General features: G+C 68.0%; 19 protein-coding genes. 4 read left to right on the top strand and 15 right to left on the bottom strand.

Translation table 11 applies throughout. The annotated features are described in order from the left end of the window. Window positions 1-178 precede the first annotated feature (178 nt). On the top strand, window positions 179-826 hold the full coding sequence (locus ACUDCK_RS08580; RefSeq protein ID WP_231133004.1) for a YrbL family protein: 648 nt from the start codon (window positions 179-181) through the stop codon (window positions 824-826). Window positions 827-835: 9 nt separating this feature from the next. On the opposite strand, the gene ACUDCK_RS08575 is transcribed toward ACUDCK_RS08580, so the two are convergent. The 9 genes from ACUDCK_RS08575 to ACUDCK_RS08535 form a co-directional block, all read right to left on the bottom strand. After that, the gene (locus ACUDCK_RS08575) at window positions 836-1,516 is read right to left on the bottom strand and encodes a DNA-3-methyladenine glycosylase (protein ID WP_244976972.1); all 681 of its coding nucleotides are present in this window, start codon (window positions 1,514-1,516) and stop codon (window positions 836-838) included. Between the two features lie 49 nt (window positions 1,517-1,565). Further along, complete coding sequence (locus tag ACUDCK_RS08570; RefSeq protein ID WP_049072630.1) at window positions 1,566-1,922, bottom strand: Spx/MgsR family RNA polymerase-binding regulatory protein; 357 nt, start codon at window positions 1,920-1,922, stop codon at window positions 1,566-1,568. Then, window positions 1,919-2,728, bottom strand: coding sequence for an ABC transporter permease subunit (locus ACUDCK_RS08565; protein WP_006384055.1), 810 nt, complete (start codon window positions 2,726-2,728; stop codon window positions 1,919-1,921). Before ACUDCK_RS08565 ends, ACUDCK_RS08570 begins: the two co-directional genes overlap by 4 nt. Beyond that, window positions 2,725-3,645 (bottom strand): ABC transporter permease subunit, encoded by a 921-nt coding sequence (locus tag ACUDCK_RS08560; protein WP_049072628.1) that lies wholly within the window; start codon window positions 3,643-3,645, stop codon window positions 2,725-2,727. The genes ACUDCK_RS08565 and ACUDCK_RS08560 overlap by 4 nt, the downstream gene beginning before the upstream one ends. Then, on the bottom strand, window positions 3,642-4,769 hold the full coding sequence (locus ACUDCK_RS08555; protein ID WP_068951450.1) for an ABC transporter ATP-binding protein: 1,128 nt from the start codon (window positions 4,767-4,769) through the stop codon (window positions 3,642-3,644). Before ACUDCK_RS08555 ends, ACUDCK_RS08560 begins: the two co-directional genes overlap by 4 nt. Window positions 4,770-4,774: 5 nt before the next feature. Next, window positions 4,775-5,878: a polyamine ABC transporter substrate-binding protein gene (locus ACUDCK_RS08550; protein ID WP_049072626.1), complete on the bottom strand. Its 1,104-nt coding sequence runs from the start codon at window positions 5,876-5,878 to the stop codon at window positions 4,775-4,777. Between the two features lie 150 nt (window positions 5,879-6,028). Continuing rightward, window positions 6,029-6,694, bottom strand: a complete 666-nt coding sequence (locus ACUDCK_RS08545; protein ID WP_372415894.1) for a 3-deoxy-D-manno-octulosonic acid kinase — start codon at window positions 6,692-6,694, stop codon at window positions 6,029-6,031. 55 nt (window positions 6,695-6,749) lie between these two features. Then, entirely contained in the window at window positions 6,750-7,172 is a 423-nt protein-coding gene (locus tag ACUDCK_RS08540) for a group II truncated hemoglobin (protein WP_081273551.1), read from the bottom strand. After that, window positions 7,172-9,703, bottom strand: coding sequence for an ABC transporter permease (locus tag ACUDCK_RS08535; RefSeq protein ID WP_175168191.1), 2,532 nt, complete (start codon window positions 9,701-9,703; stop codon window positions 7,172-7,174). Before ACUDCK_RS08535 ends, ACUDCK_RS08540 begins: the two co-directional genes overlap by 1 nt. 113 nt (window positions 9,704-9,816) lie before the next feature. On the opposite strand from ACUDCK_RS08535, the gene ACUDCK_RS08530 reads away from it, so the two are divergent. From ACUDCK_RS08530 to ACUDCK_RS08520, 3 genes are all read left to right on the top strand, one after another. After that, complete coding sequence (locus ACUDCK_RS08530; protein ID WP_054501274.1) at window positions 9,817-10,791, top strand: TRAP transporter substrate-binding protein; 975 nt, start codon at window positions 9,817-9,819, stop codon at window positions 10,789-10,791. Window positions 10,792-10,886: 95 nt separating this feature from the next. After that, window positions 10,887-11,387 (top strand): TRAP transporter small permease, encoded by a 501-nt coding sequence (locus ACUDCK_RS08525; RefSeq protein WP_175168190.1) that lies wholly within the window; start codon window positions 10,887-10,889, stop codon window positions 11,385-11,387. A gap of 34 nt (window positions 11,388-11,421) precedes the next feature. Beyond that, window positions 11,422-12,699: a TRAP transporter large permease gene (locus ACUDCK_RS08520; RefSeq protein WP_054501276.1), complete on the top strand. Its 1,278-nt coding sequence runs from the start codon at window positions 11,422-11,424 to the stop codon at window positions 12,697-12,699. 905 nt (window positions 12,700-13,604) lie between these two features. On the opposite strand, the gene ACUDCK_RS08515 is transcribed toward ACUDCK_RS08520, so the two are convergent. The 6 genes from ACUDCK_RS08515 to ACUDCK_RS08490 are packed head-to-tail and all read right to left on the bottom strand — an operon-like array spanning window position 13,605 to window position 20,216. Then, window positions 13,605-14,588 (bottom strand): ABC transporter ATP-binding protein, encoded by a 984-nt coding sequence (locus ACUDCK_RS08515; RefSeq protein ID WP_175168189.1) that lies wholly within the window; start codon window positions 14,586-14,588, stop codon window positions 13,605-13,607. Next, complete coding sequence (locus tag ACUDCK_RS08510; RefSeq protein ID WP_175168188.1) at window positions 14,578-15,585, bottom strand: ABC transporter ATP-binding protein; 1,008 nt, start codon at window positions 15,583-15,585, stop codon at window positions 14,578-14,580. Before ACUDCK_RS08510 ends, ACUDCK_RS08515 begins: the two co-directional genes overlap by 11 nt. Further along, window positions 15,582-17,069, bottom strand: a complete 1,488-nt coding sequence (locus tag ACUDCK_RS08505; protein ID WP_175168187.1) for an amidohydrolase family protein — start codon at window positions 17,067-17,069, stop codon at window positions 15,582-15,584. Before ACUDCK_RS08505 ends, ACUDCK_RS08510 begins: the two co-directional genes overlap by 4 nt. Then, window positions 17,069-18,262, bottom strand: a complete 1,194-nt coding sequence (locus tag ACUDCK_RS08500) for an amidohydrolase family protein (protein WP_054501279.1) — start codon at window positions 18,260-18,262, stop codon at window positions 17,069-17,071. Before ACUDCK_RS08500 ends, ACUDCK_RS08505 begins: the two co-directional genes overlap by 1 nt. 30 nt (window positions 18,263-18,292) lie before the next feature. Continuing rightward, window positions 18,293-19,234, bottom strand: coding sequence for an ABC transporter permease (locus ACUDCK_RS08495; protein WP_049072608.1), 942 nt, complete (start codon window positions 19,232-19,234; stop codon window positions 18,293-18,295). Further along, window positions 19,224-20,216, bottom strand: a complete 993-nt coding sequence (locus ACUDCK_RS08490; RefSeq protein WP_054434346.1) for an ABC transporter permease — start codon at window positions 20,214-20,216, stop codon at window positions 19,224-19,226. The genes ACUDCK_RS08495 and ACUDCK_RS08490 overlap by 11 nt, the downstream gene beginning before the upstream one ends. Between the last annotated feature and the right edge of the window lie 34 nt (window positions 20,217-20,250).

Raw genomic sequence — 20,250 nt, 5'->3', positions numbered from 1 at the left:
ACGACTTCCCAGACCCATTAAAAGGCGAAAAGCAAGCAACGGCATTAAACTGTTAACAACTTACATATAACCTTAAAAACAGTTGAATACAGCTGATCTTTCCACACTCTGTCCTCCCCCGGTCGCCTTCGGCTCGGTCTTCGGTCCATTGAATCTCAATGACGAAACGCCGGTCGCGATGGGGGGGGACCGACATATCTTCCAGCATCCCCACGCGCCGTCCCTGCTGGTCAAGGTCATGGACATGCAGGCGCGTGCCGTCTATCTCGAAACCCGCCCGTTCAAGCGCTGGTACAAGCAGTACCAGCGCGAAAGCGCGTACCGCGTCTACCTGAACGAAATCACCGAATACGTCACCACCACCACGCGCCCGTCGGGCGTATGGCAAGTGCCGATGGCGCGCATCCTGGGCGTGGCCCAGACCTCGCTGGGCCTGGGCCTGCTGGTCGAAAAGATCACGGACGAAGCCGGCAACATCGCGCCCACCGTGGCCGACCTGGCGCGCCAGGGCAAGATGAACGAAACCTTGTCGGCGCAGTTGGACGAATTCATCGAGGACCTGGCCGACGCCCACGTGGTGCTGCACGACCTGTCGCCCAGCAACATCGCCTGCGGCTTGAATGCCGACGGCAAGTCGGGCCTGTTCCTGATCGACGGCTTCGGCGTACTGCCGCTGGTGCCGGTATACGCCTGGAGCAAGCGCCTGAACCGCAGGCGCATCCAGCGCAAGTATGCCGATATGCGGGCCGCCATGGCGCGGCGCGCGCGGGAAGCGGCGCTCAGGGCCGCAGGCCGCGCCGACGGCGGCGGCGCCCCCACGACCTGAATCGCGCGCTCAGGGCGCCCGCTCCAGCGGCCTGCCCTGCAGGTCTACCCAGTGATAGTCCCGCCCCGCCTGCTGCCCGCGCCGCAGGGGATTGCGGGTGCACCACGCCGCGTAGGCCGGATCGACGTAACGGTATTCCAGGTGTTCGTCGCGTCCGGCCGGAATGCCCAGACGGGTGGTGCTGATCAGGACCTGCGGCGACTCTCCCACGTCCGCGACGTACAGCGCCTCGGGATCGAAGCGCCGCGCGTCCCAGTCCGGCACCTTCAGACCCAGCGCGCGGCACAGCAACGTCTGGCCGGCGCACAGCCTGCCCGGCGGGCGTGGCCGCCCCTGCGCATCGGGATTCAGGGCCTGCATGCGCGCCAGCGCGTCGGGACCGGACAGGGCGTCGACCCAGGGATAGGCGGACTTGATCAGCACGGCATTGCCGGGACCGCCGGCGCTGAAGTTGAGCGAGTCGCCGCCGCGGGCGTAATACATGTAGACCACGCCGCCATCCATGAACAGGGCGCGGCGCTTGTGGGTGTAGCCGAGCGAGGCGTGGCTGCCCTTTTCTTCCAGATAGTAGGCCTCGGTCTCGATGATGCGCGCCGACAGCCACAGGCCGTCGACGCGATGGCGCACCACCTTGCCCAGCAGTTCGCGCGCTAGCTGGCGCGCATCGCGATTGAAAAAGGCATCGGGCAACGCCTTGCCGGCGCCGCGCGATGCCTTGTCGGCTCTGGCCGCCACGGGATCAGGCGAAGCGTTCGCCGTAGCGCTTTTCGCTGAAACCGACGCCGACCTCGCCATCGGGCGTCACCGCCACCGGGCGGCGCACCAGCGCCGGGAACTCGGCGATCAGCTTGGTCCACTGCGCGTCGGTGCTGGCGGTCTTACGCTCGTCGGGCAGGTTGCGCCAGGTCATCGAGGCGCGGTTGACCAGCTTTTCCCAGCCGCCGAGCTGGCCGGCCCATTCCTTCAGGGTGGCCGCCGGCACCGGATGATCGCGATAGTCGATGAACTGGTGGTCGACGCCGTGCGCGGTCAGCCACTCGCGCGCCTTGACGCAGGTGCTGCACTTGGTCAGGCCATACAGGGTGGTTTGCTTCATTTGGGTTCGGACTCCTTGCGCCATTGCATGCGGTTGGCCAGGATGACGCAGGTGCCCACCGCCAGGATGAACAGCGTCGCCAACGCATTGATCTCGGGTTTCAGGCCCAGCCGCACGCGCGAGAAGACTTCCATCGGCAGCGTGCTGGAGCTGGGGCCGGACAGGAACGACGCCAGCACCACGTCGTCCAGCGACAGCGTGAAGGATAGCAGCCAGGCCGAGGCCAGCGCCGGCGCGATCAGCGGCAGCGTGATCTTGAAGAACACCGTGATCGGCGTGGCGCCCAGGTCCAGCGCGGCCTCTTCGAGCGAACGATCGAGGTCGCGGATGCGGGTCTGGATCACCACCGCCACGAAGGCCATGCACAGCGTCACGTGGCCGACCCAGATGGTGAAGATGCCGTTCTCGGCCGGCCAGCCCAGGTGGCCGCGCAACTCCACGAACATCAGCAGCAGCGAGATGCCCAGCACCACTTCGGGGATCACCAGCGGCGCGCTCAGCATGCCCACGTACAGCGCGAAGCCGCGGAAACGGCCCATGCGTCCCAGCACGTAGCCGGCCCAGGTGCCGATGATGACGGCCGCGGTGGCGGTCATGGCCGCGATGCGGAACGACAGCCAGGCCGCGCGCAACAGCGCGTCGTCGTTGAACAGCGAGTGGTACCAGCGGAACGAGAAACCGGTCCAGGAAGTGACGGCGGGCGACTCATTGAACGAGAACACCATCAGGCTGATGATGGGCACGTACAGGAAGAAGTAGCCCAGCCCCAGCACCACGGCGCGCAGGGTCTTGTTGGGACCGTTCATTTGCGCCCCCCGCTGGCCAGTTCCTGCTGCTTGACCTGGTTGTACTGGAACAGCGCCAGCGGCACCAGCAACAACAGCACCATCACGCAGGTCACCGCCGAGGCCATCGGCCAGTCGGTATTGTTGAAGAACTCGTTCCACATGACGCGGCCCATCATCAGCGTGTTGGCGCCGCCCAGCATTTCGGGGATGACGTATTCGCCGACCGCCGGGATGAACACCAGCATGGCGCCGGCGATGACCCCCTGGCGCGACAGCGGCACGGTGATCTGCCAGAACGCCTGCCACGGCTTGGCGCCCAGGTCGTAGGCGGCTTCCAGCAGGCGCAGGTCCATCTTCACCAGCGTGGCGTACAGCGGCAGGATGAAGAACGGCAGGTACGCATAGACCATGCCGATGTACACGGCCAGGTCGGTGCGGTAGATCTCCAGCGGGCTGGAGATGATGCCGAGCCATTGCAGGAAGTTGTTCAAGAGGCCGTCGTTGCGCAGGATGCCGACCCAGGCGTACACGCGCAACAGCAGCGAGGTCCAGAACGGCAGGATCACGCCCAGCAGCAGCAGGTTGCGCACGCGCGGCGACGAGCGCGCGATGTAGTACGCCATGGGATAACCGATCAGCACACAGGCCAGCGTGGTGATGGCGGCGATCTTGACCGAGCTGAGGTAGGTGGCGAAATACAGGCTGTCGGTGAACAGCAGGATGTAGCCGCGCAGGTGCAGGCTGAACTGCACCGCCTCGTCCTTGAATTCGGCCAGCGAGGTGTACGGCGGAATGCCGAACTTGAGCTCGGCGAAGCTGATCTTGAACACCAGCAGGAACGGCACCAGCAGGAACAGCACCAGCCAGGCGAACGGCGGCACCACCGCCAGCGCCCGGCCCGAGGGCAGCCAGTCGCGGGGCGAGAAGCGGCTCATGACGCCAGCACCGTCGCGCTGTCGGCGTCCCAACTGACGAAGATGTCTTCGTCGATGCCCGGGGCGTCCAGTTGGGCCAGTTGCAGGCTGGGTACGCTGGCCTCGACCATGGCGCCGGAGTCCAGGCGGATCTGGTAGAGCGCGTAGCTGCCCATCCAGGCCATGTGGCTGACCATGCCGTGGGCCCAGTTGTAGTCGCCCGTCGGCTGTTCGCGCGACACCACCATGCGCTCGGGGCGGATGGAGACGTGCACGTCCATGCCCAGCGGCTCGCTGACCCCGTGGCTGACGTACAGCGGGCGGCTCAGCTCGGGACTTTCGATGGCGACGTGGTCGGGTTCATCGACCACGATGGTGCCGGTGAACATGTTGGTCGAGCCAATGAAGCTGGCGACGAAGCGCGAGTTGGGAAAGGCGTAGACATCCTGCGGCGTGCCGCACTGGACGATCTGGCCTTCGGTCATGACCGCCAGGCGATGCGCCATGGTCATGGCCTCTTCCTGGTCGTGGGTCACCATGATGCAGGTCACGCCGACCTGCTCCAGGATCTTGACCAGCTCGATCTGGGTCTTCTGGCGGATCTGCTTGTCCAGCGCCGACATCGGCTCGTCCAGCAGCAGCAGCTTGGGCCGCTTGACCAGGCTGCGCGCCAGCGCCACGCGCTGCTGCTGGCCGCCGGACAACTGATTGGGCTTGCGGCGCGAATAGCCGGCCATCTGCACCAGGTCGAGCGCCTCGAACACGCGGTCGTGGATCTCGGCGCGGTCCACGCCTTCCTGCTTCAGGCCGAAGGCCACGTTGGCCTCGACCGTCATGTGCGGGAACAGCGCGTACGACTGGAACATCATGTTGACCGGCCGCCGGTACGGCGGCACGTTGGTGATGTCCTCGCCATCGAGCAGGATCTGGCCCGAGGTGGCTTCCTCGAAACCGGCCAGCATGCGCAGCAGCGTCGACTTGCCGCTGCCGGAACTGCCCAGCAGCGCGAAGATCTCGTTGCGCTTGACCGAGAGATTGACGGAACGGACGGCGACCACGTCGCCGAAGATCTTGACCACGTCGGCGACGCGGACGAACTCGTCCGGATCGGCCGCATGCTGCGCCGAGTAACGGCTATCGCTCATGATGCTCAGCGCCCCGACTTCAGCTCGGCCCACATGCGCGTCTGCAGGCGCTGGATGTTCAAGGGCTGGGCCTTGATGACATACAGCGACTTGGAGACCTCGGGCGACGGGTAGATCATGGGGTTGTCGGCCACGTCCTTGACCACGTACTTGCGCGCCTCTTTGTTGGCGTTGGGGTAGAACATGGTGTTGGTGATGGCGGCGTGCACCTGCGGCGTCTCGATGTAGTTGATGAACGCCAGGGCCTCTTCCGGATGCGGCGCGTCCTTCGGAATGACCATCAGGTCGAACCAGGCCGGGGCGCCACCCTTGGGAATGAAGTAGTTCACTTCATACGGCTTCTTGGCCTCCTGGGCGCGCTTGCGGGCGATCATGACGTCGCCCGAGAAGCCGTAGACCATGCACAGGTCGCCCACGGCCAGTTCGTCGATGTAGCCCGACGAGCTGAACTGGCGGATGTACGGACGGATCTGCTTGAGCACGTCCAGCGCGGCCTTGTAGTCGTCCGGGTTGGCGCTGTTGGGGTCCTTGCCCAGGTACTTGAGCACGGCCGGGAACACCTGCGCGGCCTCGTCCAGCATCGAGATGCCGCATTCCTTGAGCTTGGCGGCGTTCTCGGGCTTGAAGATCATGTCCCAGTTGGCCAGGTCGACGTTGTCGCCCATGATCTGCTTGACCTTGGTGACGTTGTAGCCCAGGCCATTGGTGCCGTAGCCCCACGGAATGGCGTATTCGTTGCCGGGATCGACCGAGGCGACCAGCGCCATGACGTCGGGATCCAGGTACTTCCAGTTGGGGATCTTGGACTTGTCCAGCTTCTGGAACAGGCCGGCCTCGATCTGGCGCGAGGCGTAATGCGTGGACGGGACAACGACGTCGTAACCCGATTTGCCGGCCAGCAGCTTGGCCTGCAGCGTGTCGTTGCTGTCGTAGACGTCGTAACGGACCTTGATGCCGGTTTCCTTCTCGAAACCCGAGATCGTGTCCGGGGCCGTGTACTCGGCCCAGTTGTAGACGTTGACGACCTTGTTCTGCGCCATCGCCGCCGACGTGGCTGCCGCGACCAGCATCGTCCCCAGCGCCCAGCGCATTCCCGCCCGTAGTTTCATTACCAGCCCCCCAGCGATATGCCGTAAGTTACAGGAGTACCAAAAGGCGGAATCATAAAGCCTTTTAGCGCTGGCCTGCCCAACTTTACCGGGAGATTTAGCGTAATTTGGCGCAATTGGGCCCGGATCAGGCCCGCGGCGCTGCCTGCCTCAAGGCTGTACGCCAACCCCCCAGGCGGTCCAGTAGCTATCGCGCAGTTTGAGCCAGAAACGCTCGCCGTCCTCCCCGGCCACCTTGACCAGGGAGCGGCGCAGCCGTTCCAGGTTGCCCTGGCGCTGGCGGTCGGACAGCCCGCCCTGGGTGCCGCGGTCGAAATCGATCAGCCAGACCCGGCCGTCCGAGCCGATCAGGATGTTGAAGGCGTTCAGGTCGGCGTGCCAGACGCCGGCCCGGTGCATGCGCACGATGGCCTCGGCCACCGGCTGCCACAGGGGTTCGGCCAGCGCCTGGGCCAGCGGCCGCACGCCCGGGATGCGCTCGACCACGATGGCGGCGCGGTAGGTCGGCCCCTGGCGCCAGTAGGCCGCGGCCAGCGGCGCCGGCACCGGCAGCCCCTGGGCACGCATGGCGGCCAGCAGGCGGAATTCACGGAAGCTGCGGGTGCGCGCCTCGCCCGCCCACAGGTAGGTGTCGCGGCTGAGCCGGGCGATCAGGCCGCCGCGCCGGTAGCGCCGCAGCACGCCCTGCCAGCCCTGCCCCTGCACGAACCAGGCCGCCTGGCGGCCGCCGGCGTCCACCGGCCGGGCGCGCTCGCCATAGTGGGCTGGGTTGAACAGTTCCGGGCCGGATTCGCCCAGGCGCGGATCGGCCAGCATGGCGCCGGCCAGCGGCGCCGGCCAGCGGTGGCGCCGGGCGCCGGAAGGATCCCGCTCAGCCTTCACGGTTGCGCATCCAGTCGGCCACGCCGAAGAACGATTGCAGCAGGCGCTCGACCAGGGCGGGGTCGATGCCCTCGTCCTCCATGGCGCGGCCCATGCAGGCCACCCATTGGTCGCGCTCGATCTCGCCGATCGAGAACGGCAGGTGCCGCGCCCGCAGGCGCGGATGGCCGAAGCGCTCTATATAGTGGTCGGGGCCGCCGAAATAGCCGCACAGGAACCAGAACAGCTTGTCGCGGGCCTCGTCCAGGCTGGGGCCGTGGGCGGCGCGCAGTTCCTTCAGGTCCGGCTCCATGTCCATCAGGTCGTAGAAGCGGTCGACCAGGGCGCGCACGCCGGGTTCGCCGCCCAGGAGATCGAAAATGCTGCGGGAGGTTTCCACGGGTTCGGTAGGGGTTTGGACGGAAGACGTCATCAGGTTTCTCTCAGGGTGACCAGCGGCGGGGTGCGCAGCACGCCGCGCAGCGCCAGCGCGCCACCGGCCCAGGCGCCGAGCATACCCGCGCCGATCCCCACCAGCCAGGGCCAGAGGCTGAGGGTAATCGTGAAATCGAACACCTGGGTTGATAAAACCCAAGCGATCGCGCTGGCGCCGGCCGCCGCCAGCAGGCCGGCCAGGCCACCCACGGCCCACAGCTCGATGCGCTGCGAACGCGCCAACTGGCGCCGGGTGGCGCCCAGGGCGCGCAGCACCGCGGCTTCGCGCATGCGTTCGTCGCGGGTGGCGGTCAGGGCGGCCGACAGCACCAGCACGCCGGCTGCCAGCGTGAACAGGAACAGTAGCTGCACCGCGCGGCCGACCTCATTGAGCACCGATTGCAACTGTTGCAGGATGGCGCCCACGTCGAACACCGTCAGGTTCGGGAACTGCCGCACCAGCGCGGGCAGCACCTGGGCCTTTTCCGGCGGCAGGTAGAAGGACGTGATCCAGCTTTGCGGCATGTCGGCCAGGGTTTCAGGCGTCAGGATGGCGAAAAAATTGACGCGCATCGTATCCCAATCCACCCGCCGGGTGCTGGAGACGGCCACCTCGAACTGCTGGCCGGCCACGTCGAAGGTCATCTTGTCGCCCAGCTTGATGCCCAGGGTCTTGGCCAGGCCCGACTCCAGCGACACCTCGGCCGAGCCCGGCTTGAGCCAGCGGCCCTGCTCGATGCGGTTGGACGACGGCATCTGCTCGCCGTAGGACAGGTTGAATTCGCGGTCCACCAGACGCTTGGCGCGCGGTTCCTCGTAGTCGTCCGGCCCCACCGGCTTGTCGTTGACGGCGATCAGGCGGCCCCGCACCATCGGCGACAGCACGATCCGGCCCAGCCCCTCGCGGGTCAGCGCGTCGGTCACGGCCTGGCGCTGGTCGGGCTGCACATTGATGAGGAAGCGGTTGGGCGCGTCCGGCGGCAGCGTGCGCTGCCAGCCCTGGATCAGGTCGGTGCGGGTCATGGCCAGCAGCAGCAGGGCCATCAGGCCCACCGCCAGCGCGCACACCTGGGTGATGGTGGCGGCGCGCCGGCGCACCACGCCGGCCAGCGCGAACCGCAGCGCCGGCAGGCCGGCGGCCAGGCCGCGCAGGCGCGCCAGGCCCAGGATGCAGAGCCAGGCCACCAGCGCGAACAGCGCGAACGCCCCCAGGAACCCGCCCGCCACCACCCCGCCCAGCTTGGCGTCGCCGGCGAACCACCAGATCAGCAGCGCGAAGCCGACCGCGCCGACGCCGTAGCCGAGCGCGCTGCGCGCGCTGATGACGTCGGCGTCGCGCCGCAGCACCCGCGCCGGCGGCACGTGGCGCAACTGCGCCAGGGCCGGCAGGGCGAAGCCCAGCAACAGCAGGAGGCCGGTCAGCAGACCCTGCAGGGCCGGAACGGCCGAGGGCGCCGGCAAGGTCGTGTCGATGAGCGAACCCAGCACCATCACCAGCACCTGGTGCACCGCATAGCCCAGCAGGCAGCCCGCCGCCGACGCGAACAGGCCGACCAGCGCGAATTCCAGGGTCAGCATGCGCGAGACCTGCGACTGCACCGCCCCCAGGCAGCGCATCACGGCGATGCCGTCGCGGTGGCGCGTCATGTAACGGCCCGCCGCCAACGCCACCGCCACGGCCGAGATCAGCACCGCCAGCAGCGCCACCAGCGACAGGAAGCGCTGCGCCCGGTCGAGGGTGCGGCGCACCTCGGGCCGGCCCGATTCCAGCGTGGCGACCTTCTGGCCGCGCTTGAGGTTCTGGCCCAGCCAGGCGGAGTAGCCGGCCACCGCGTCCGGCTGGCCCGCCACCAGCAGGGCGTAGCCGATGCGGCTGCCGGGCGCGATCAGCCCGGTGGCCGGCAGGTCGCTGGCGCGCAGCATCACCCGCGGCGCGACGTTGACGAACTGCATGCCGCGATCCGGCTCATAGGTGATGACCCGGTCGATGCGCAGGTGGGCGTCGCCCACGTTGAGGGTGTCGCCGACCTTCAGGCCCAGCAGCGACAGCAGTTGGCCGTCCACCCAGACCGCGCCCTCGGGGGGGATGTCGCGGGTGGGGCCGTCGGGATTGAACGGCGCGTCGGTCACCCGCAGGGCGCCGCGCAGCGGATAGCCCGGCTCGACCGCCTTCAGGGCCGCCAACTGGGCGCCGTCGCCGGCGCTGACCATGGACGGGAACTGCCAGGTATTGGAGACGGACAGGCCCCGCTCGCGGGCCTGATCGAGGAACGCCGCCGGCACCGGTTCGTCCGCGTCCAGCACCAGGTCGGCGCCCAGCATCTGCCCGGCGTCGCGCTCCAGCGCCCGGCTGACGCGGTCGGCCAGGAAGCCGACGCTGGTGACGGCGGCCACCGCCACCACCAGGGCCAGCACCAGCAGCCGCAGCTCGCCGGCGCGGGCGTCGCGCATCATCATGCGGGCGCCCAGCGCCAGGGTGGTCCAAAAGCCGGGGCGCCTGGCCCGTGAGACATCAGGGAAATCCATCATCTGCCAATGTTAACCAACGGCCGGAATGGGGGCCGAATCCCGCTATCATGCGCGAAGCGCCTTGCGGCGCCGCATACCCACTGCAAAAAAATACCGAATCCCTGGAGAAGACAATGCGTAAATCCTGGCTCGCGGCCACGATCCTGGCCGCCTGCGCGGTCGCCGCGCCCCTGGCCGCCTCGGCCCAGACTCCCCTGAAGATGGCCTATGCCCTGTCCACGTCGTCGCACTATGGCGCCGGCGCCGACGCCCTGGCCAAGTCGATCGAGGCGTCCAGCAACGGCAAGTACAAGGTACAGCAATTCGCCAACAGCGCGCTGGGCGGCGAACGCGAAGTGATCGAGGGCCTGCAGATCGGCACCATCGACCTGGCCATCGTCTCGACCGGCGCCACCCTGAACTTCGTGCCCGAGACCGGCGTCTTCGACATCCCCTTCCTGCTGCGCGACCTGCCACATGCGCGCAACGTGCTCGACAGCAAGATCGGACAGGATATGCTGGCAAAGTTCCCCAGCCGCGGCATCATCGCGCTGGCCTGGGGCGAACAGGGCTTTCGCCATCTGACCAACAACGTGCGTCCGGTCAAGACGCCGGCCGACGCCAAGGGCCTGAAGATCCGCACCACGGAAAACCCGATCCACATCACCGCCTTCCGCCAGATCGGCATCCTGCCGACCCCGATGGCCTGGCCGGAAGTGGCCACCGCCCTGCAGCAGGGCACGATCGACGGCCAGGAAAACCCGCTGTCGGTCATCACCTCGGCCAAGCTGTCGCAGATGCAGAAGTACCTGGCGCTGACCGGCCACGTCTACGGCCCGGCGCTGGTGCTGATGTCGGCCAACGTCTATGACGGCCTGTCGGCCGACGACAAGGCCAAGTTCGACAAGGCCGGCAAGGAGTCGGCCCAGGCCATGCGCGCCTACGTCGACAACATCGAGAAGACCGGCGTCGAGCAGCTCAAGAAGGAAGGCATGCAGGTCACGGAAGTCGACCGCGCCGCCTTCGCCGCCGCCGTCGAGCCGGCCTACCCCGAGTACTACAAGAAGTTCGACAAGAAGCTGATCGAGTCGATCCGCGACACCAAGTAAGCGCAGGGGCCGGCGCGGCCGCGGGCGGCGGACGGAAACGGTTTCCGCCCGCCCCCTGCCGCCGCGCGCCCTGCCATCCGCCCCTGGAAATCCTCATGCGTCTGCTCTGCGCCTTCGACCGCCTGCTGTTCAAGCTGGTGTCGGTCATCGCCCAACTCCTGCTGGTGGCCGCCGCGGCCGCCGCCTTCTACCAGGTCATCGCCCGCTTCGTGCTGCATTCGCCCGCCGACTGGAGCGAGGTGCTGACCCGCGCCCTGCTGATCTGGACGGTGCTGCTGGGCGTGGCCCTGGCCTTCCGCCACGGCGCCATGATCAGCGTCGAACTGCTGCGCAACCTGCTGGGCGGCATGCGCCGCCGCGTGCTGGAGGCCGTCATCGGCCTGATCTGCGCCGGTTTTCTCGGCTTCATCGCCTGGATCGGCGGCCAGATGACCTACCGCGTGCGTTTCCAGAACGTGCCCAGCCTGGACATCTCGATCTCCTGGATCTACCTGGCGATCCCGGTGGGCGCGACGCTCGCCGCCGTCGCCGTGCTGGCGCGCTGGTGCGCCGGCGAGGAAGACAACACGCCCGTGCGCAACGACGCGCAGGGTTGAGCCCCCGTCCCGAATCCAAGCAGCCGATATCGCCATGTCCCAATTAATGATTGTCTCGATGCTGATTTTCTTCGGGCTGTCCGTGCCGGTCGCCGTGTCGATCGGGCTGGCCAGCCTGGCGGGGGTCGGCGCCGCCAACCTGCCCTGGCTGGTGGTGGCCCAGCAGCTTTATGCCGCGCTGGACAAGTACCCGCTGGTCGCGATCCCGTTCTTCATCCTGGCCGGCAACCTGATGGAAGCCGGCGGCATCTCCGAACGCATGGTGGAGTTCGCCAAGAGCGTGGTCGGCGGCATCCAGGGCGGCCTGGCCTGCACCTGCGTGCTGACCTGCATGATCTTCGCCGCCGTGGCCGGCTCCAGCGTCGCCACCACCTTCGCGGTGGGCGCCATCCTGATCCCGGCCATGATCCGCCACGGCTACCCCGCCCCCTTCGCCGCGTCATTGCAGGCCAGCGCGGCCGAGCTGGGCGTGATCATCCCGCCGTCGATCCCGATGATCCTGTTCGCGGTGTCCACCGACACCTCCACCGGCGAGCTGTTCATCGCCGGCGTCATGCCCGGCATCCTGATCGGCGTGGCGCTGATGTTCTACGTCTGGCTCTACGCCAAGCGCAACAACCTGGGCAAGCGCGACGGCGAAGGCCGCCTGCCGCTGTGGCCGGCCTTCAAGCGCGCCTGGCTGGCGCTGATGATGCCGGTCATCATCCTGGGCGGCATCTACGGCGGCGTCTTCACCCCGACCGAGGCCTCGGTGGTGGCGGTGATGTACGCGGTGGTGGTGGGCAAGTTCATCTACCGCCGCCTGAGCTTCAGGCAGTTGTCGGACACGCTGCACAAGTCGGTCGTGTCCACCGCCGTGATCATGTTCGTGATCGCCAACGCCGGCGTCTTCAGCTTCCTGCTGAACCGCGCCGGCATCCCCGATGCGCTGGGCGTGTGGCTGGCGCAATTGTTCGACACCCAGTTCTCGTTCCTGATGGGCGTGAACCTGGCGCTGTTCGTGATCGGCATGTTCATCGAGACCTCGGCCTCGATCGTGGTGCTGGCCCCGCTGCTGCTGCCGGTGGCGCTGAAGTTCGGCGTGGACCCGGTGCACTTCGGCATCATCATGGTGGTCAACCTGGCCCTGGGCATGATCACGCCGCCGTTCGGGGTGAATCTGTTCGCGGCCTGCGCGGTGGCGAAGCTGCCGTTGGAGCGGTTGATCAAGCCGTTGATTCCGTTCGTGGGGGTGGTGATTGTTTGTCTGATGGTGATTACTTATTGGCCGGGGTTGTCGTTGGGACTACGGGATTTGGTTTATTCGAAGTAGGTTTATTGATTGCGGTGGTGGCTTCGTAGGCCGCCTGTTGCGGCGGGGTGGGCCGGGTGGGGCGCCAACGATTGCGGTCCGGAGCGTTCGCTCCGGACTGCCCCATCCTCATCCTCGTAGTCGCCTGCGGCGACTGCCTTCGGATTCCGTCGGGCGCATCGACGGCGCCCCACCCGGCCCACCCCGCCGCAACAGGCTACCGGCATCCAGACATGGGGCGCTGCTACATCGAGGTGTGGGGAGAGAGATTTGCGGGGCCCGCCCCAAATGGCCGCGCGGGCGGCCTTTTGGGGCTTACGCGGGGTCTTGCGTCGGGATGATGCCGCTCCCGCGTATGGGAAAGGGGCTATGTGGAGCAGCCGCGGCATGGATATGCGCACGTGCTGATAGCCCAGCCACGGGGACTCTTCGCAATCGTGCGCCAATGAAACGCCGCCCGCATCACGCCTGTTTGTGGTCGGCGCGAGGGGATCGTCACGCGCAACATGGCGCATGCCGCGCCGACCACCACCGCCCCTCCCCCTGACGTGCGGGGCCATTAGAAAACCGCTCGCCGCCAGCGCGCAGCGCACCCGGGTCACTTTCAAATGCACAGACGCCCAGCGTGGCCGCCCGCGCGGCCGCGATGGGCAGCCACGCAGGTTCCATTCCCTGCATACAGGTCTAGCAGCGCGACAAGCCTAGATACGCGTAGCCCCTCGGTCGGGCGGACCCGATGGCGGGCAACCTCGATGCGCCCGACGGAATCCGAAGGCAGCCGCCGGCAGGCGGCAACGAGGATGAGGCAGGGGAAGTCCGGAGCGAACGCTCCGGACCGCAATCGTGGGCGCCCGCCATCGGGTCCGCCCGACCGAGGGGCGACCTACGAAGCCCGCTCCCGCACCCAAACCCCACCAGGAAAGCCATCAAGCCGCCCGCAACATCGCCCACTCCACGGCATGACACCGCACCTCACGCCCGCCAACAACCGCTACCTCAGGCGCCCTCTCCCGACACACCGCCCTCGCGTTCGGGCACCTCGGATGAAACGTGCACCCGCTCGGCGGTTGAATCGGATTCGGCACCTCGCCGCCCATCGGCTCGCGGTCGCGCCTGGGGGAGTCCAGATCTGGAATCGTATCCAGCAGCATTCTTGTGTACGGATGTTCCGGCGCATCGAACAACTCGTCCGCCGGCGCCTGCTCCACGATCCGGCCCAGGTACATCACCGCCACCCGGTCCGACACGTGGCGCACCACCGACAGATTGTGGCTGATGAACACATACGTCAGGCCGAACTCCTTCTGCAGATCGCCCATCAGGTTCAGGATCTGCGCCTGCACCGACACATCCAGCGCCGAGGTCGGCTCGTCGCACACCAGGAATTCGGCCTGCGTCGCCAGCGCCCGCGCGATCGAAATGCGTTGGCGCTGGCCGCCCGAGAACTCGTGCGGATAGCGCGACGCGTCGTTCGGCGACAGGCCCACCAGGGTCAGCAGTTCCTCCACCCGGCGCCGCGTCTCGGCCGGCGTGGCGCGCAGGCCCAGCGTGATGATAGGCTCGGCCACGATCGCGCCCACCCGCCAGCGCGGATTCAGGCTGGCGTACGGGTCCTGGAAAATCATCTGCGGATGCAGCGCGCCGCCCGTGCGGCTGCGGCCATAGCGCAGCGTGCCGCGGGTCGGCGCCACCAGACCCACCAGCAGCTTGGCCAGCGTCGACTTGCCGCAGCCGGACTCGCCGACAATGCTCAGCGTGGTGCCGCGCGGCACCGCCAGCGACACGCCGTCGACCGCCTTTAGCGTCTGCGGCGGCTGGCGCGATAAGGTGCGTTCGAGCCAGGGCGGCGAAACGTCGAACCAGCAGGCCAGGTCATCGGCCCGCAACAGGATGTCATCGTCATGCGGCATGGGCAACGCCTCCTTGGTGCAGCCAACAGGCGCTGAGGGTCGCGCCCGACGGAGTGGACGCCAGCGCCGGGCGGTCCATGCCGCAGCGCGGACCGGCCATGGCGCAGCGCGGATGGAACGCGCAGCCGTCCGGCATCGCGTGCAGGCGCGGCATGGCGCCGTCGATCTGGTTCAGGCGCGCGGCGCGCTGGCGCAGGCCGGGAATCGCGTTCATCAGGCCCTGCGTATACGGATGGCCGGGGCGCCGCAGCACCTCCAGCACCGGGCCGATCTCGACGATGCGGCCGGCGTACATCACCGCCACCCGGTCGGCGGTCTCGGCGATCACGCCCATGTCGTGCGTCACCAGCAGCACCGAGGTGCCCTGCTCGCGGCACAGCCGGCGCAGCAGCGCGGTGATCTGCGCCTGCACCGACACGTCCAGCGCGGTGGTCGGCTCGTCGGCGATGATCAGCCGCGGCCGCGCCGCCAGCGCCAGCGCGATCACCACCCGCTGGCGCATGCCGCCGGAGAACTGGTGCGGATAGTGGTCGATGCGACGGTCCGCCGCCGGAATGCCGACCGCCAGCAGCAGTTCGAGCGCGCGCTGGCGGGCCGCGGCGGCCGACAACCTGTCGTGGTGGCGGATGGTCTCGATCAGTTGGTCCCCTACGGTGAACAGCGGGTGCAGGCTGGTCAGCGGATCCTGGAAGATCGCGCCGATCTCCTTGCCACGCAGTTGCTGACGCGCGCGGGCCGGCAGGTTGTCGATGCGGCGGCCAGCCAGGTGGATCTCGCCGCCGCCCAGGCGGCCCGGCGGTTCCAGCAGGCCGATCACGGCCATGCCGGTCAGCGACTTGCCGGCGCCGGACTCGCCCACCATGCCCAGGATCTCGCCCGGCTGGATGTCGAAACTGATATCGCGCGTGGCCACCAGGAGGCCGTGGCGGGAAGGAAACTCCACCGACAGGCTGCGCACCGACAGGGTGGGCGCGGCGGGATTCGGAACGGTCGTCATGACGGGCTCCTCGGAAATCTCGGGTAGCTGGAGGAAAAGATCTCGTCGACCGGCGGATGGCCCCAGGTGCGGTCAGGGTAGCGCGCCACCAGCCGGTCGAACTGCGCTTGCGCCTGGTCCTGCGCCAGCCGGGCATCGAAGCCTGGAATGCGGCCATTGACCATGACGAAGCGGCCGTCGATCACCACCTGCGACACGTCGCGGCCGCTGCCGCCGACCATCAGCGTCTGGATCGGATCGATCAACTGGCCGTTGCGGTCGTGGGAAAAATCGAACACCACGATGTCAGCCTTGGCGCCCGCCGCCAGCCGCCCCAGGTCGGCGCGGCCCAGCGCGTCGGCCCCGCCCACCGTGGCGGCGTCGTAATAGTCTTCCGAGCGCACCTCCTCGGTGGACTGGTCCATCACCCGGCACAGCATCATGCCGACCTGCATGTTCAGCACCATGTCCGGCGGCCAGGTGTCGGTGCCCATGCCGATCTTCACGCCCAGCTTGCGGTAGCGGGCGAACGATTCCAGCGTGGCGCCATGGCGCGCCGATACCAGCGGACAGTGCACCACCGTGGCGCCGCCGTCGCGGATGATCTCCAGGTCCTGCCCCGGCCGTTCGATCTGGCGCGAGCCGGACACATAGGTGCCGTGCGGCAGCAGCGCGCGCTCGGACAGGAAGCCCAGGCTGCGCAGCCATTCAGGCGGGCTCATGCCGTGCTGCGCCAGCACCAGGTCGTATTCCAGGCGCGACTGGCAGCAATGCAGGCGGATCGGGATGGCGCGTTCGCGTGCCGCGGCGGCCGAGGCGCGCAGCAGCTCGGGCGTGCAGGTCTCGATGCGGTCCGGCGACAGCATGGCGCGCACGCGGCCGTCGTACAGGCCCTCGACCTCGTCGGCGAACGCCACCGCCTGTTCCAGTCCGGCCATGCCGCGCGCCGCATCGTAATGGCAGCGGATGCGCCCTTCCCCGTCCACATAGGTGTGGCCGCTGCGATAGGCCGGCCCCAGGTAGACGCGCAGCCCCAGTTCGCCGGCGGTGCGCGCCGCCGACAGGAATTCCTCGCGGGTCTCGCCCCACACGCGGTAGAACAGCGAGGCGATCGGCAGCGCGGTGGTGATGCCGTTGCGGATCAACTGGGCGAAGGCATAGCGCTTCTGGAACGCCAGCTCGTCCGGCGTATACATCTCGTACGGGCCGCGCTGCATATACGTGTCGGGCCAGATGCGGCCCTTGCGCCAGGCCGGCGAGTTGTCGAAACCCAGGATGGTCGTGTCCAGGTCCGACAGCGCATCCAGGTCGACGAAGCCCGGGCCGATCAGGGCGCGGCCATAGTCGTGGCGCCGCGCCACCGGGCCCGGATAGCGCGGACCGACATAGACGATGCGGTCGCCCTGGAACACCACCTCGCCATTCTCGTAGAGGCAGTGGCGGCCGTTTTCGTGGCCGACCACCCAGCGCGCGGTCAGCAGCGTGGCGTCGTCGCGAGCGGCCATCACGGCGCCTCCACCAGCGCGCGGCCATCGCGCGCCACCACCCGGCCGCGCTTGACCACCAGCTTGCGTACCGGGCGCGAGACGATCGCCTCGGCCACCGTCTCGGCGTCCACCAGCACGAAGTCGGCGTGGCAGCCCGGCGCCAGGCCGTAGTCCGCCAGGTCCATGACGCGCGCATTGCCATAGGTCGCCACGTGTAGCGCCAGCGCCAGTTCGTCGTCGCGGCGGAAGTTGTTGCGCAGGCCCACCAGCATGGTGCGTTCCAGCATGTCCGGCTTGCCGTACGGGCCCCAGGTGTCGCGCATGCCGTCGTTGCCGGTACAGACGGTGACCCCGGCCGCGTGCAGCCGCGCCACGTTGGGCACCGGGCGCGAGGCCGAGCCGGTCGTCATGATATGCACGCCCGCTTCCACCAGCCCGTCCACCAGCCCCTGCACCGCCTGCGCGTCGGGCATGCCCAGGCAGAACGAATGCGACAGCGTCACCTTGCCCTGCATGCCCAGCGCCAGCACCCGGTCGATGGTCATCTGCATCGAGAACGCGCCCAGCTCGCCCGCCTCATGCAGATGGATGTCGATCGGCTTGCCATGCTTGTCGGCCAGGGCGAAGACCGCGTCCAGGTGGCCCTTGGGGTCGCGGTCCATGCCGGCGGGGTCGAGCCCGCCGACCACGTCCGCCCCCATCCGCAGGGCCTGCTCCATCAGTTCCAGCGTGCCCGGGCGGATCAGCAGCCCGCTCTGCGGAAACGCCACGATCTGCACGTCGATCTCGTCGCGGTACTGGTCGCGGGCGCGCATCACGCCCTCGATCGCCGCCACGCCGATGTCGGTGTCCACGTCGACGTGGCTGCGGATGTGGCTGGTGCCGTCGGCCACCGACATCACCAGTTGCCGCGCCGCTTGGCGATAGGGATCGATCCCCAGGCGGCGCTTCTCGGCGCGCTCGTTCTCGATCTTGTCGATCAGGCGCGGGCCCACCTCGTTGCGGTACCAGGGCATGCCGTACAGGGTCTTGTCCAGGTGCGCGTGGGCGTCGATCAGGCCGGGCAGCAGCAGTGCGCCGCCGCCATCGACGCGCGGCACGCTGTCCGGCACCGCGCCGTCCATGGCCGCGAAGCGGCCGTCGCGCACCAGCACCGAGGTGGCTTCGCCACCCGCCGGGCGGACATGGGTATACAGGGTTGCGTTGTCCATGGTTCTCTTGTCTCCGTGTTCTTGCCGCGCTCAGCGCAGGCGGGGATTGAGGGCATCGCGCAGCCAGTCGCCCAGCAGGTTCACCACCAGCACCACCAGGCTCAGGTACAGCGCGGGAAACACCACCACCCACCACTGCCCCGAGAACAGGAACTGGTTGCCCAGCCGGATCAGGGTGCCCAGCGACGGCTCGGTCGGCGGCATGCCCACGCCCAGGAAGCTCAGGGTGGCCTCGATCAGGATCGCCAGGCCCAGGTTCAGGGTCGCGGTCACCATCACCGGCGTCAGCGTGTTCGGCAGGATGTGGGTCAGCATGATGCGCAGCGGGCTGACCCGGATCAGCCGCGCCGCCTGCACGTATTCCTTGCCGCGCTCGACCAGCGCCGAGGCGCGCACGGTGCGGGCGTACTGCACCCAGTTGGTCATCGAGATCGCCAGGATCAGGATCACCGCCGATAGCGTCTCGCGCAGGCCCGGCGGCAGCAGTTGCCGGAACACCGCCGTCACCAGGATCGCCACCAGGATGGTGGGAATGCTCAGCAGCGTGTCGCCCAGGCGCATCAGCGCATTGTCGATCCAGCCGCCGAAATAGCCGGCCGCCAGCCCCACCAGCAGACCGATCGCCAGCGACAGCACCACCGTGGCCAGCCCGATCACCAGCGACATGCGCGAGCCATACAGGATCGCCGACCAGACATCGCGCCCCTGGGTGTCGGTGCCCAGCAGGAACTGAGCCTCGCCGCCCGCGATCCAGCGCGGCGGCAGCTCGGCGTTGAGCAGGTCGAGTTGGGCCAGGTCGTAGGGATTCTGCGGCGCGATCCAGGGCGCGAACAGCGCCAGCAGCACCACGGCGATCAGCACCACGCCCGCCCCCATCGCCACCGGATCCTGCCGCAGGCTCCACCACAGGTCGCCCTGGAAGAAGCGCGCCAGCCGGCCGCGGCCCGCGTTCGACATCGGTTTAGTGAGCATTGGCGCCTCCCTTGACGTGCTGGCTGCGCAGGCGCGGATCGACCACGCCGTACATCATGTCCACCAGCGTGTTCAGCGCCACGAAGATGAAGGACACGATCACCAGATAGGCGGCCATGACGGGAATGTCCACGAACATGACCGATTGGATGAACAGCAGGCCCATGCCGGGCCACTGGAACACGGTTTCCGTGATGAGCGCGAAGGCGATCAGGTTGCCGATCTGCATGCCGGTCACGGTGATGACCGGCATCAGGCAATTGCGCAGCGCCAGCCGGAAATGCACCACCCGGTCCGGCAGGCCGCGGGCGCGGGCGAATTTGATGAACTCGGTGCGCAGCGTCTCCAGCATCTCGGCCCGCACCAGCCGCATGATCAGCGTGATCTGAAACAGCGCCAGCGTGATCGACGGCAGCACCAGCGCGGCGCGGCCCGAGGGCGTCAGCAGGCCGGTGGTCCAGCCGCCGATGCGCACCGTGTCGCCGCGCCCGAAACCGGGCAGCCAGCCCAACTGCACCGAGAACACCAGGATCAGCATGATGCCGACCACGAAGCTGGGCAGCGAAATCCCCAGGATCGAGACGAACTGCAGCGCCTGCGCCAGGCGCGACTTGCGGTAGATGGCGGTCAGCACGCCCAGCGGCACCCCGATCACCAATGACAGCAGCGTCGCCATCATCACCAGCTCGAACGTCGCCGGGAAGCGCTCGGCCACCAGCGCGAACACATCCTGCTGGTTGCGGTAGGAAATGCCGAACTCGCCGCGCGCCGCGTTGGCGACGAAGTGCACGAACTGCATACCGACCGAGGCGTTCAGGCCCAGCCGCTCGCGCAGCTCGTCGCGCTGCGTCTGCGAGGCCTGCTCGTTGAGCATCATGTCGACCGGGTCGCCGACGAAACGGAAAATCACGAAGGCCAGCAACGCCACGGCCAGCATCACGCCGACCGCATTGCAGACCCGCCTAACTATGAACGCCAGCATGTGCGCCTCCTGTCAGCCCCTTGGGGGGCATCTC

The organism is Achromobacter sp. CF-sbj1-Ac2-l (assembly GCF_052698165.1).
The sequence above is the reverse complement of the archived record's forward strand: the minus strand, read 5'-3'. Positions and strand labels throughout refer to the sequence as shown.

Coding starts and splice junctions, on each gene's coding strand:
- ACUDCK_RS08580 (WP_231133004.1), top strand. CDS start 179: ATGGGGGGGGACCGACATATCTTCCAGCATCCCCACGCGCCGTCCCTG.
- ACUDCK_RS08570 (WP_049072630.1), bottom strand. CDS start 1,922: ATGAAGCAAACCACCCTGTATGGCCTGACCAAGTGCAGCACCTGCGTC.
- ACUDCK_RS08565 (WP_006384055.1), bottom strand. CDS start 2,728: ATGAACGGTCCCAACAAGACCCTGCGCGCCGTGGTGCTGGGGCTGGGC.
- ACUDCK_RS08560 (WP_049072628.1), bottom strand. CDS start 3,645: ATGAGCCGCTTCTCGCCCCGCGACTGGCTGCCCTCGGGCCGGGCGCTG.
- ACUDCK_RS08555 (WP_068951450.1), bottom strand. CDS start 4,769: ATGAGCGATAGCCGTTACTCGGCGCAGCATGCGGCCGATCCGGACGAG.
- ACUDCK_RS08550 (WP_049072626.1), bottom strand. CDS start 5,878: ATGAAACTACGGGCGGGAATGCGCTGGGCGCTGGGGACGATGCTGGTC.
- ACUDCK_RS08545 (WP_372415894.1), bottom strand. CDS start 6,694: ATGCTGGCCGATCCGCGCCTGGGCGAATCCGGCCCGGAACTGTTCAAC.
- ACUDCK_RS08540 (WP_081273551.1), bottom strand. CDS start 7,172: ATGACGTCTTCCGTCCAAACCCCTACCGAACCCGTGGAAACCTCCCGC.
- ACUDCK_RS08535 (WP_175168191.1), bottom strand. CDS start 9,703: ATGATGGATTTCCCTGATGTCTCACGGGCCAGGCGCCCCGGCTTTTGG.
- ACUDCK_RS08530 (WP_054501274.1), top strand. CDS start 9,817: ATGCGTAAATCCTGGCTCGCGGCCACGATCCTGGCCGCCTGCGCGGTC.
- ACUDCK_RS08525 (WP_175168190.1), top strand. CDS start 10,887: ATGCGTCTGCTCTGCGCCTTCGACCGCCTGCTGTTCAAGCTGGTGTCG.
- ACUDCK_RS08520 (WP_054501276.1), top strand. CDS start 11,422: ATGTCCCAATTAATGATTGTCTCGATGCTGATTTTCTTCGGGCTGTCC.
- ACUDCK_RS08515 (WP_175168189.1), bottom strand. CDS start 14,588: ATGCCGCATGACGATGACATCCTGTTGCGGGCCGATGACCTGGCCTGC.
- ACUDCK_RS08510 (WP_175168188.1), bottom strand. CDS start 15,585: ATGACGACCGTTCCGAATCCCGCCGCGCCCACCCTGTCGGTGCGCAGC.
- ACUDCK_RS08505 (WP_175168187.1), bottom strand. CDS start 17,069: ATGGCCGCTCGCGACGACGCCACGCTGCTGACCGCGCGCTGGGTGGTC.
- ACUDCK_RS08500 (WP_054501279.1), bottom strand. CDS start 18,262: ATGGACAACGCAACCCTGTATACCCATGTCCGCCCGGCGGGTGGCGAA.
- ACUDCK_RS08495 (WP_049072608.1), bottom strand. CDS start 19,234: ATGCTCACTAAACCGATGTCGAACGCGGGCCGCGGCCGGCTGGCGCGC.
- ACUDCK_RS08490 (WP_054434346.1), bottom strand. CDS start 20,216: ATGCTGGCGTTCATAGTTAGGCGGGTCTGCAATGCGGTCGGCGTGATG.